Origin of the sequence: Mesonia oceanica (assembly GCF_902499555.1) — a bacterium.
GTDB classification, from domain to species: Bacteria; Bacteroidota; Bacteroidia; order Flavobacteriales; family Flavobacteriaceae; genus Mesonia; species Mesonia oceanica.
The window spans coordinates 205644-218936 of sequence record NZ_CABVMM010000003.1 but is presented as its reverse complement, the minus strand read 5'-3'; the positions used below and the strand labels follow the sequence as shown (position 1 = coordinate 218936).

The window sequence follows — 13293 nt, the reverse complement described above, 5'->3', positions numbered from 1 at the left end:
AACCTAATCCAATACCATACCTACTCCTATTTTTTCTAACAAATAAGGGTTATGGTCAATAACGATCACCTCATTGGTTTTACTAAGTTGCCGGAGGATGTTAAATAACAAATCAATATCGGCATAATGCAATCCGGTACTGGGTTCATCTAACAAATAAAGCTGATTTTCTTCAGGCTTCTGAAGCCAATTTAATAATAGCAAGCGCTGTTTTTCTCCAGAAGATAGCGAAGTAACCGCCTGATCAATAGCTAAATGTCCCAAACCTATCTGAATTAACTGCTGAAGAAAATTTTCTACGGAAGATTTTAGGTTAAAATTTTGCAACCAATCTCCTAATTCTGAAATGCTGCAGGCAAGTACCTCTGCAATATTCTTGTCTTCTACTTTAAAACCCAATACCTCTTGTTGATAGCGTGTTCCTTGGCAAAGCTCACAAACCTCAACGGCATTGGCTACTACATCCAAGCTGGTTTCTACCACGCCTTTTCCTTTACAGTTTGGGCATTGGCTACTTTTGTTTTTATAAGAAAAATAGCGCGCCGGTTTTTCGGTTTCCTTGGCAAATAATTTAGTGATCGGGTTCAACAAATCTAAATAATCCACCAACAAGGTTTTGTGATGCGCACGAAGCTTTTTCGGCTCAAAATAATCAACGCCGGAGTAATCTGAAGGAAAATCAATTGATAAACAATTGACCGGTTTTCCTTGTTCAATACTCGGCATTAATACTTCTTTGATCAAAGTTGTTTTCCCAACACCCGATTTCCCGGTGATCGCCGTAATTCCGCCCACAGGAATGGCTAAATGTTCCTTCTGTAAACTGTGTTTTTTAATTTGCTGAAAATGAATATGCTTCTTCCCCTCTTGAAGTTGTACCGGTGCCGCAGCTTTTTTTAGAAATGGATGACATGTAGATGTTTTTAAATAATCTTGCGGACTGCCTTGAAACATCAATGCTCCACCCAATTTCCCGGCTTTCGGTCCAATTTCATATAATTGATCGGCTGCCAAGATAATATCTTTATGATGTTCAATCACAATTACCGTATTTCCCTTCTTAACCAATTCTTGCAACAACTTGATCAAATCAGGAATATTGTCTTGTGATAAGCCTGCGGAAGGTTCATCTAATAAATACGTCACTCCCTGCAATGGGCTATTCAACTGCTTAATTAAGGCTACCCGCTGTTGCTCTCCACCGCTTAAGGTTTTCGATTTCCGATTCAATTGTAAATAATCAATATGCAATTGTTGAGCTCGCTGAAGCGTCGTTTTTAAATGCTCTTCTAAGCGTTTCCCTAAATCTCGATCGATGTTGATGAACTTGGAGCTTCCCGCTAAAAATTCAGCAAAAACCTTAAAATTCATCGTTTTTAATTCGTGTATTGACTTTCCACCAATTTGAATAGCTAAACGTTCAGGTTGTAAACCACTCCCTTCACAATGGCTACATACCTGTGGGGAAAGTAAGGCTTGTAAAGCTTTAATGTTTTTGTTTTTTCGGGTCTTTAAATATTCTTCCCGCAGGTAAGAAAATAAGCCTTCCCAAACCATATTCAATGCTTGCGTTCCTGTTCGGGTTTTGGTTTTAAACTCCCAAATGGCTTCCCATTGTTGATCTGGAATTCCAAAGAAAATAATCTCTTTCCGCTCAGGCGTCAGCTTTTGAAACGGTGTTTGCAAATCGAAACCATATTCCTTCCCCACTTCTTTTAAAATCGCCATATATTGTCCATCAGGATTACCATAATAAGCCAAGGCTTTGTTATGCAAAAACACTCCTTCAGCAATACTTTGTTGCGCATCGATAACCACTTTCTGTGGGTCGGGCAATTGCTCTTCGCCTAAGCCGTCACATATAGCACATTTCCCTAATTCATGCTGATTGGAAAAATGACTTGCCGTCCAATCTTTGCCTTCATATTGTGCCTTTCTGGAAAAAGCAAAACGCAAACTTTTATCTATATCGGTCTGTTTGGCGATATCAGAACGTTCGGTAAAGTTTTTCTCCTTTCGGCTAATGCAAATACTTGGTGTTAAACCTTCAATATGCTCCACTTCTAATTGAAAATTCACGCCCACTCTTGATTGTTCGTAACTTGAAAACTGCTTGGTCATTTCTTGCAGACCATAACCATGCAAGGTATCGATAACCAACGAGGATTTTCCAGAACCCGAAATACCGGTAACCACCGATAATTGCTGCTTCGGAAATTCGACATTCAAATCTTTTAACGAATGTGTTCGCGCTCCGGTAATCGAAATCACATCTTGGCGTTGCGCTTTAGGAAGTGGTGGCTCTTCGTACGGAACTACTTCAGCATTATCGAGCCAAACATCAGCGGCATGTTGAAATAATTCATGATTCTCTATGCAAATAATACCGGCGGTTTGTGTTTTGAGTTGATGTAGGGCTGCCAGTAATTGTTCTACATTTTGTTGGTGCAAACCTATACTGGGTTCCTCTAGAAGCAACAAGGTTTTTTTAGCCGATTTCGCGAAATGCTTTGTCAATTTAATTCGTTGCGCTTCCCCTCCCGACAGGGTATTGGAGGCTTGCCCAAGTTTCAAATAGCCTAAGCCTAATTGTTGCATAAGCGATAAAATCACAGCCAACTTTTTTTCTTCAGAAAAGAACTCAATTGCCTCATCGATGCTAAGTTCATAAATATCAGCAATGTTTTTATGGTTCCAGTTTACTTGTAATACTTCGGGTTGAAAGCGCTTCCCCAAACAATGCGGACAGGTTTGATTGACCGTTCCCAACATGCTCATCGACAAAGTAATCACGCCGGCGCCTTCGCAATGCGGACAACGTCCCGTTTTGTTGTTAAAGGAAAATGCACTTTTGCTAAGTTTTGCTTGTTTCGCATCTTTTGTTTTTGCCAGTAAATCCCGAATTTTATCGGCCAATCCGGTATAGGTAGCAGGATTACTTCGGGGTGTTTTTCCGATAGGCTGATCGTCTACTTGGTACAGCTGAAAGTCATTTTTCTTACAGAAACTAGTGATTTTTTCAATCATCACTTTTGTCTTTTTACGAATGACGCTTAAGCCTTGTTTTTTAGGTTGAAAATCATCCGCATTTGCGGAAGTAGGTTTTTCGGCTTCAACTGATTTTTCTTGTTCAAAGGCTTTTCGGGTAGGTGTTATTAATGCTTCTGCTGTTAAGAAATCTTGTAATTTACCGTTGAAAAGAATTTCCCCTCCTTCAATTCCCGCTCCGGGACCTAACTCGACCACCCAATCGGCCGACCTAATAAACTCGAGGTCATGTTCTACCACCATCACGGTATTTCCGTTGCGGATAAGTCGACGTAAAATATAAAGCAAATGCTGTTGATAGGCAGCAGAAAGCCCAATAGAAGGCTCATCAAATACATATAAAATCCCCTGTAAGCTACTGTTTACTTGCTTAATGAGTTTAATACGCTGCCCATCGCCTGAAGAGATTTCTGTACTTGGGGTATTCAAGGTATAATGCTCCATCCCCAACCGAATTAAATCGAACAATTGCGTCTTTATTTTATCGACTAAAACCTGCTCTCCTTCAGACAGTTTGAGTTGCTGCAGATGATCGTATAAATCATTTAACGGAAGTTGCATCCATTCTTGAAAATTCAATCCTTGCCACAAAAACTGAAGATGATCCGCTTTAATTCGGGCTCCATGACATTTTGGGCAGGTTCGTGAACTCACAAAACGTAAAATACTTTTGTTGCGGTCGAGTCGAAGAATATTTTCCATAATGGGCATCACGCCTTTGTAATAGCCTTCTTCCCGGGGTTTCGCTTTTAATCCTTGCCAACGTAAGCGGGACTCAATACTATGCTTGCCATAAAACACCTGAATACGCTCGCTTCCGTAGAGGATCACATTTTTTTGCTCGTCGCTTAACTCTTTCCAAGGCATATCAACGCTAAACCCATGTGCTTGGCAAACCTTGTTCAATTCCTCAACCGTGACTTGTGAATAGACAATATATCCGTTAGGTAAAGTGGTTACAATAGCACCTTCCCGTAGTGTTTTGTTTTCATCACCAATTAACTTATTTAAATCGATATACTCCTCTTCACCAATGCCACGGCATTGTTCACAGGCTCCTTTGGGATGGTTAAACGAAAAAAGGGACTTGCTCATCTTTTCTTCACCGGCATAGCGGGCAAACAAAACTCTAAAGATGGTAGCGAGCTCTGCTAAAGTTCCAAACGTCGCTTTGATCGATTGAAAGCGTTTGGATTGCTCGACTTTTACCACCGGCGGCAATTCTGTAATGTTATCTACTTCTGCGGTGGGAATGGCTACACTATTTTGTTGATGATAAGCCGGCAAACTTTCTAAAAAATAGCGATAACCTTCATTGGCAATAGTTCCCATCGCAAGGGAAGATTTCCCGGAACCCGAAAGCCCGGTGACTACGATCAATTGGTTTTCAGGAAGGTTTAAGGATACATTTTTAAGGTTATTTTGATAGGCATTTTTAAGGCGCATAAATAGGTATTTGCATGGGTAAAGCTCAAAGGTATAAAGAATTCTAAGGATGGGGTAAGATTCTATGGAAGGCTTTTGTTTAAGAACATTGTATCAATTTCTTATTTTCAGGAAATAATTACCTTTGCATTTATTAACCATTTACTAATTCCATTTTAGTTTATAATAATTTTCAATCCATATGAACAAGTATCACACTACGTCTTTACTTATTCCTATTATCGCTATTTGCCTATTCTTTTCTGCCTGTAATAACGATGATGATGATTCAGCTTCCTCCAATAAAACCGATATTCAATTGGTTACAGGTTTATATGCTAGACAAAGTCCGAATATGCAACCCTTAACCTTAGGAAATCCAAATGTTTTTATGGACTACAATAAGGTTAGCGTTTACCCTATTCCTACCATAAACCAGCTCTCTATATCTGCTAACTATACCCATGAAATCGAAAAAATATGGTTAGTTCCGGCAGAAGAAGATAAAATCTATCAAGATGAAGATTTTAATGCTGTTTTTAATGAATATACTTATAAGGAAGAAAGCATATCCAATAAAGCTATCATACAAATAGAAGACATCAATGCTACAGACCTTTCAGTAAACCTAGAAGATAAAGCTCCCGGATATTATAAAGTATTTATAAAAATAGAGAACACTATCTATTGGGATAATATTTATAAAGTTGGCAACAATGAAAATGGAGATGAGGTATTTAATTATTGGCAGTAGTGGTATGTAAATGAGTTTTTCACAAAACCCAGTGCTTTTACGATTTTAACTTCATTACCACCTATTTAAGTGAAAATAGCTTAAGATTTTTGTCTCTACAATTTGCCTCTATACTTTTATTTCTGGAATTTCCATAACTGTTGTATACGATACGCTTTTATCTGAATTTTTATAATCATTCCAGATTTCGAGTATTCTATTTTTTTTATAAGAGTTTATCATTTTATCTAATTTGATACAGTTCTTTCAAATAAAATCGTTAAAGTCAAAATAGTAATTAATTAGATTATGCTAAAGCTAAATTTTTTCCAGAATACATTTAAAAATTCCTTTTATTTCTTTAAAGTCATCATTTTTTTTCTGCTCCCAATAGTTTAAAAATATTTTATGTAATGATTTAATATTTTCAGATTTGTCATCACCATAAATTTTCTTTGCTATTATAGCATATTTACCTTTAAGATTTTTATCATTTAATTTATTTATATATTTCGATTTATTATTAAAAACACCATCATATAATTGCATAGTTTTCAAAGCTAAATCTTCATCCCATATAATTTCTTCAGGTGTTTTTTTTGGTAAATAATAAACTTGCTCTAAATAATAATCCAAAATTTTTTTTTGAAGTTCTATTTTTTCTAACTGACTTGAGTTACTGTTTAAGTTTAATTTCAATGGTACTCCCGTTTGCAACTTTATCTTTTCCTGTAGATAATTTGTATTTAAATTTTTAGAAGGAATATTACGCCAATCAAGATGATCATTAATAGGCTTTTGATCTCCATCAAAAATCACAAAAGTTTTTGAATCCTTCTCTTGACAAAAAACTTTTATAAATTCACTTTTTATAATTGTCTCTCCTCCTGGGTTAAATTTTGTTAAAAATAAATTTTTTGTTTCTTCTCCTAAATCATTCAAAACTCTGTCAATAATTGATTTTGCTAAAAAATCCTCTACTAAAATGTTTATTTTACTTTTATTAAAATACTCTAAATGAAAAAAAGCCTGTTCAGGAATTAAATTTTCTTTTATTAAAAATCTACCATTACTTGGGTTTTGATAAAAGACTTTTATCGATTCCTTAGGTAGACCACTAACTAAAGAAGGGGAATGTGTAGTTAATACAATTTGATGTTTTTTTTGTTTAATTTGTTCTAATAAAAAATATTTTAGTCGTTCTTGAGCTCCAGGATGTAAAAAAACTTCGGGTTCATCAAGTAAAATTAGCGATTCTTTCTCTGCACTCACAATCTCTCTTACCAACCTTACAATTGCCATTTCTCCACTACCCGCAACTGCCTCAGAATAACTGGCAAATTCAGTAGAAAATAAAACAGAATAACCTTCACTATGAAATAACCTATGTTTAATTGAAATACCTGATTTATATGCCCTCCCTAAGATAAAAGAAATCCATTCTAATTCTTTATTTGATATTATTTCTAATTCTTCATTTAGATTTCTAGTTGAAGAATAAATAGTTTTTTTCTTACCTTTAAAAAGTTTATTGAGAGAAGAGGACTTTCTTCTTAAAAATTCTTGCTTATTTCTTGATTTTCTGTTTTTTACAGTACCGAAATAAAAAAATTTATCGAAAGCACTGAGTTCAGACCTAAAATCGAGATAAACAACATTTTTCTTAATAGGCTTATCTCTATCATTTCTTTTTTTTCTAGTTTCCATTCCTGCCCAAGCTAATGGGCGGCTAGTCTCCCAATAATTAGGATCATTATTCCTTTTTATTCTAGCTTTTATTACTTGTTTAGTTTCCTTCCCAATTCTAAACGAGTACCAAAAAGAATGCCTTTTTCGCTTATCATCATAGTAGTTTATTGGATCAACTTTAGTATCAAACCAAAATCTATAGGGGGTATATCTATCGGGTGCACCATATAATGCGTGTAAGCAAGAACTCTTACCACAACCATTTTGACCAACGAATACTGTTAAAGGAAAATCAAACGTTATACGGGTGTCAATTTCTAGATTTCTATAAAAGGGGAATTGAATAAATTCAATATATTTTTTGAATACCTCGTTCTCTTTAAGATTTTCACATATCTGTATAAGATCATCGAGCTTTTCCTTCATTAATCAACCCTTTAAATTAGGTAAATCTACACCTATTCTATACCCATAACCAAAAGAATTATTAGATATTCTTTGGGCATAATTTTCTTTTAGAGTACAAATGTATTCAAGAGGATAAGACTCATTTCTAAATGAAATTGTCTTTTCAATCTTAACATTATCTTCATCTGAGATATAAGATGAAAAAGGTTTGCATATCCATTCAATTGATAAAGGTCTTCCTTCAATAATACAGAATGTATAATCCCCTGTTTCCGCTCCTTTTAAAGCCGTTTCGATTTTTATTTCTTTTCCATGGATAAAATAAAACTCATTGTTTATTTTGGAGGGTCTTAAGCAATCGCAGTGGGGTGTTATACATAAAAAATAATAATCTTTACTTTTAAAGAGATTACCGAAACCTAATTTATAATTACTCCGATTTTTTAGATTCACGCAGGATACCATAGCAGCATAATCAGCTAAAGCATTATGGAATTGCTCAGTATTAGGACTATCATAAAACTTTATGAGTTCTTTAATAAGATCAAAAGAACTTAAATTAAGATCTAAATTATATTGGGATAATTAATGAATCCAAGACTTAACCACAAAATTCTTAAATGAATTTAAACTGAACTCACCGCCTATTTCGTAATTCTTAGCATGATGAAGAAAAGCTTTCTCATCAACAGTGTTAAATTTTGTTCCAATAGTAGAAAAGTCATTTCTAAACTTATCTTTCAATTCCAAAGAAATTAAATGAATTAAATTATGAGGATTACTGGTTATTGCCTCACTAAAAACATTAAAAAGATCGTTAGGGCTTACTCCGTTTTCTTCACCTTGCTTGTGTAAAATCAATACGATTATTCCACCAAAAGAATAGCAATGCTTTTCGATATGTATTCGATTATTTGTAATCTTTAAAGAATCAACCTCTTTAATTTCATTGCATAAATTAATGTTCGCAATTTGATTAAATCCATCTATATGATTATGACATTTCTGGAAGTAGGAACTAATTTTTTTAATTTTTTCTTCGAAGAGAGGAAAAAATTCTCTTTTAAACTTTTTTTCACCAGCTTCTATACACTTCTCTAGAGGTTCTCCCGATAAACCTTTCGATCTACAACTTTCTTGGTGATTAGAAATAAACTTATCTTTTATTCCGAGTGTATCGAAAAATTTGTTTCTGAATTCCAAAAATAATTCATTTCTTTTGTCATGACTTTTTATAAATTCGTAGAAGAAATCAGAATGGTCTTCAAAGAAAGATTCAATCTCGTCTTGTTCTTCAATAAAATCTTTAAATTCTTGAGTAAAAAGCTCTATTAATTTTCCGTAATCTGTTTCAGTATAATTATTGAATTCCTCCAATAAAGTTTTGGATACATTATCAAGATCCTGAGTTTGAGTATAAATGACCACAAATGGAACATTTTTGTCCCTAATATTATGTTTCAGTATTTCTAAAGTGTCAGAATATTTATTTTTTGAAGTTTGATCTAATTCCCAATCTAGAACCATTAAATCTTTATTACAAAGTAAATTTTTATGCTTTTTCCATTCTTCAATGCCTTGGAATCTATATATATCTAGATCACACTTGCCGTCTTTGCGAAAAGAATAATATAGTTTTTCTGGTTGTTCAGAATTCAAACCTTCCGAATTTCTATAAGGAGCGGCATAGTTATCGTCTATACAAATTGCCGAACGAATAGCATTTCTTACTATTCTGGAGGGAATCTGATCATGAATTGAACCGGTGTTAACTTGACTTTCCAAATTTTTCTATTTATTAATCTTACTTATAACAAAACAGGCTCCGTTTAACTTATTATAATCCTTAGCATTAGTGCTATAAATTTCGTAGCCAGCCGAATTTAGGTTTTTCTTGGCTAGATATAATCCTATTCCTCGTCCATCTTTTTTTCTTGTATAGAAAAGAGCAAAAATATCTTCAAGAGCATTATCATCAATTTTTTCACCAGAGTTCATTATGGCTATATTTCCATTAATTAGCTCTATTCTTATCCGTCTATTTTCTACAGGAATTAACCAATAAATCGCATTATTGATCAGGTTTAGAAATACCGGTTTTATTATGGAGTCAAAGCTGAAAAATTCATAATCTTTAAAATTATCATCAACCGAGAAATCTATTCTATAACGCTTAAATTCATTTTTAAAAAACTCTTTAATATAAGAGTACAATTCATTTCCTGTAATTACTTCACGAGTTCTGCGACTAGTCCTATAAAGAGGTTTTAGAAGTTTATAGTTCATTTCTAGATGTTGAAAAGCATTTCTAAGCTGATGAAAACTATAATTTAGTTCAGGATTTCGTCGTGTGTATTTATCAATTTCACTGATTGCATCATTCATTTGAGAATACATCACATTAAATTGATGATCGATAATCTCAATAGACATTCCCAATTGGGCAAGTTCTTCAAAATCACTTAGACGTTTTTCCAATTTCTCATTTTGTTCTTGATACCAGCCTCTTAAAAAATCATCATCGACATCTATTTGCAGGTTTGAAATGTGTTTTATAAAACCTTTGAATAAATGATCAATTAGGCTTACATGTTCCTCAATAATTTTATCCAAACCTGAAATCTTGGCTGCAATGTCTTCCTTTTTATCCTCGGCAGTAGATCCAAACAGTTTAGAACTTTCGACAAATGCCTCGGTCTGCTGGGTCTTTTCAATTTCAAGACTTTTTTGAATTCGTTCAAAACTTTCTTTGGTAGTTGTTTGAAAACTCTGAAACTGTTTTTCAATGTATTTTATATGCGAACGGTATTTATCATTTAATTCCAGTTTCAGGTTTTCGACATTAATACGTTCTCTTGTTTTATCTACAATCTTAGTGCACTCCTTAAGCTTGTTTTCGGCAATATGATATTGTTTCCTGTAATCATCATACTGTCGTTCCTGCCTTTTAGTGATATTTACACCCTGTGGTTTCTGTACCTTAATATTGTTGAGATAAACTTTTTTATCATTGAGTTTCCCTAAAAGATCATTATAAACATTGTAGTTAATTTCAAGTTTCTTTGTTTCATTAACTAGAGATTTTTCCAGAAGAAGAATTTCTTCCGTAAGCTTCTCAATTTCTTTTTCGTGTTGATTTAATTGTTCAAGAAATGCCTTTTTGGTTTTGGCGTTTTTTCTTTTAGCTGCAGCAGATTGTTTCTTGTATTTTTCTTCAATTTCAGTAATTTGAGATTCGCGTAAAGTTTCATCATCATCACTACTACTAGCGCGGAGATATTTTTTTGCTATATCTACAAAAAAATCGATTAAATCACTTCTAAATTCTCTGTATGCTCTATTTTGTATAAAACCTTCTCGTCCGGCTTTATCCCTTAATTTGGGATTTCGTTTTCGGGACAGGTCAATATATCCAATAAACCTTCGATGGCTGAAAAAATAGTAACCAGCACCTAAACTTCTTCTTTTTTCAAATTCTAAAAAGTCGGTTTCCGTTCTGCCATACGGTAAAACTCGAAAATCATCTCGATAAATATATAAACCACCGAAATATTTTAATTTCTCATTTACTATTTTGTATTCTTCATCATTTAGTAAAGAACTGGATTTGTTACCCTCTAAAGATCCCCATTCTATCTTAAAAGGTCCGTATGGAGTTTCACCTGGGGGGCGGTTAGGTTTAAATGTGTATTTTTCTCTTTTATTAAAAACTTTTATCTCACCGGTAAAGAAACCGTTCTCATCAAATTCTCCTTTTAACCAATGATCAGCAGTTCTCATTTCATCCTGAGTAAAAAAGTCGTTAATGAGATCATATTTTCCAGCAGCATCGTATAAAAGAAAATGCGTTTCGAAATCTTTATTTGGATTTTTCAAATCGTTATGGAGTCCGCTTAATGAACTCCTCAAGTAGTTTATCGAATCATCATTTTGAAATTCTATTCGATCCAAACTGGAGAAATCTAGTAATTGGTCATGAGGAGTAAATATCAGAAATGTTGTGCCATGATAATCCTTTTGACAGAAATCATTTATTACCTCTTGTTCAATAAATTTGTGAATTTTTAGTTTTTGTAAATCAGTGGAGATTTGATTTCTTATTTTTCCCTGTTCTTTCCAATTATCTGATTTTAAATTGGTTTGAAAAGAATTTTTACTTTCATTCAATTTCTTAATGAATTCACGAACAGAATCAAAAGCAAATAATGGAATATTAAGATCCTCGAGGAAAAAATTATAATTATCCAAGATTCTCCAGTCCATCAAAAAAGCATTTGCCGTTTCACCTTTTTTCTTAGTAAGCATTAACATTTGAGGTCCTAAATAAGATACTGATAATCTACCAATTCCTTTTTCTCCCATTGGAATTCTTCTTTTCAGACCAAAAGCAGGATTAATTTTTTCTCCTCGAGCTTTGGAGTCTGTGCCTAACACGAACCATTTATCGTTAATATCTGTTTCAGACATTCCGAAACCATCATCCGATAGAAGAAAAACAGGAGATTGATTGTCCTTATATGAATCTAAATAGAGTTTACAATTCAAGTTTTTAGCATAAGCATCATAACCATTTTTCCAAAGCTCGGTAATAGCTGTTGGTAAATCGGCAATTTGTCCTTTTCCTAAAAGTTCTACTGCTCTTGCTTTTGCCTTAAATGTTGCCATGCTTGCCAATGGTTTTTTATAGAGGCACCAACTGCCTTTGCTAAGTTAGGAGGCACCGCATTACCTATCATAGTTGCTATAGCACCTTGATTATTAGAGTGAAAAACATAATCTTTAGGGAAAGACTGTAAAGTAGCTCCTTCTCGTAAAGATAAACCTCTGTTTTGTTCAGGGTGAGAATATCTTCCTGTACTTGTATAAATAAATCTAGTGGTTATTGTTGGGGCAGGTTTACTCCATTTAAGCCTACCATACACATCAGTGTGACCTTTATGATTTTTATAGCATTCTAGTTGTAATTGCGCATCATTTTCCCAAGCCTTTCTACTACCACCATTTAAAGGTGTTTTTGAAACTCTTAATAAATTAAGATCTGATAGTCGAGCAGTAGAGTGCTGAAAATCACTTAAATCCTTATGACCGTGTTGGATTTGAGGAAAATCTTGATAATTTCCAATAGCTTCTTTAACAGTAATATTTTTTTTATTTATTTTATTTTCTGGAAGTTTAATATCTCCCATAACTCTAGAAGCAATTAATACAAATCTTCTTCTGTTTTGAGGTACCTCAAAGTGTTTTGCATTTAAAACATTGAAGTCAAAACTATAACCTTGCTTGCTCAATGTTTTTTTAAAATTTTCAATAGGACTACCTTTCTTTGTATTTAAACCGGGAACGTTTTCTACAAAAACATAACCAGGCTTGTAAAATAGAATAAATTCCTTAAAATCTTCTAAAAGAAGCCTTCCTTTAGCTGATTTTCGTTTATCTGATTTGATATTAGAATAATACTGACAAGGACTACAACCTACAAAAATTAAATTATTATCGTTTTTTTTAATAGGCAGTAATTCTTGTAATTTCGAGGTATCGAGGTTAGAAACATCCTCATTCAGAAATTTAGAACCGTTATTTTTTTCATAGGTGTCCTTGAATTTAGAGTCTATATCGATTCCTCCTAATACTTCGATACCGATTTGAGAAAAACCACAAGTAACGCCACCGGCGCCACAAAAAAAATCTACGGCTTTAAGGGAATTGCACATTAATTTTTTTATTAAAAATACAATATATTAATTTATTAACAATATGCAATCATTACACTAACACAATTACATAAATAATTTAAAAACACCCTAAATCATGCATATTATAATCAATAAAATTCATTAATGAAACTATTTCTAGCGCTACTTTTACCTACTGCGTGAAATCGCTTTAAATTTTCTTCTGGACATCAAATTCTTGCTGCAAGCCATTACAGTCTTTAAGAAATACCATTCCTAAACCCCAATCTCTTAAAATTTTACCACATTTACTCCAAA

General features: G+C 33.6%; 7 protein-coding genes. 1 reads left to right on the top strand and 6 read right to left on the bottom strand.

Translation table 11 applies throughout. The features are described from left to right. Window positions 1–3: 3 nt before the first annotated feature. Window positions 4–4494 (bottom strand): ATP-binding cassette domain-containing protein, encoded by a 4491-nt coding sequence (locus FVB9532_RS04745; RefSeq protein ID WP_150544060.1) that lies wholly within the window; start codon window positions 4492–4494, stop codon window positions 4–6. 181 nt (window positions 4495–4675) lie between these two features. On the opposite strand from FVB9532_RS04745, the gene FVB9532_RS04740 reads away from it, so the two are divergent. After that, window positions 4676–5227, top strand: a complete 552-nt coding sequence (locus FVB9532_RS04740; RefSeq protein WP_150544059.1) for a hypothetical protein — start codon at window positions 4676–4678, stop codon at window positions 5225–5227. Window positions 5228–5524: 297 nt separating this feature from the next. On the opposite strand, the gene FVB9532_RS04735 is transcribed toward FVB9532_RS04740, so the two are convergent. The 5 genes from FVB9532_RS04735 to FVB9532_RS04715 form a co-directional block, all read right to left on the bottom strand. Next, window positions 5525–7321: an ATP-dependent nuclease gene (locus tag FVB9532_RS04735; RefSeq protein ID WP_150544058.1), complete on the bottom strand. Its 1797-nt coding sequence runs from the start codon at window positions 7319–7321 to the stop codon at window positions 5525–5527. A 3-nt stretch (window positions 7322–7324) separates the two neighbouring features. Further along, window positions 7325–7756, bottom strand: a complete 432-nt coding sequence (locus FVB9532_RS04730; RefSeq protein ID WP_194716484.1) for a hypothetical protein — start codon at window positions 7754–7756, stop codon at window positions 7325–7327. A gap of 132 nt (window positions 7757–7888) precedes the next feature. Beyond that, window positions 7889–9088 carry a response regulator receiver domain gene (locus tag FVB9532_RS04725; protein ID WP_150544056.1) on the bottom strand — a complete coding sequence of 400 codons (1200 nt, stop codon included), beginning with the start codon at window positions 9086–9088 and terminating at the stop codon, window positions 7889–7891. Between the two features lie 6 nt (window positions 9089–9094). Continuing rightward, a complete protein-coding gene (locus FVB9532_RS04720; RefSeq protein WP_150544055.1) occupies window positions 9095–11968 on the bottom strand; it encodes an ATP-binding protein in 2874 nt (957 codons plus the stop codon). Beyond that, a complete protein-coding gene (locus tag FVB9532_RS04715; protein WP_150544054.1) occupies window positions 11935–13014 on the bottom strand; it encodes a DNA cytosine methyltransferase in 1080 nt (359 codons plus the stop codon). Before FVB9532_RS04715 ends, FVB9532_RS04720 begins: the two co-directional genes overlap by 34 nt. Window positions 13015–13293: the final 279 nt, after the last annotated feature.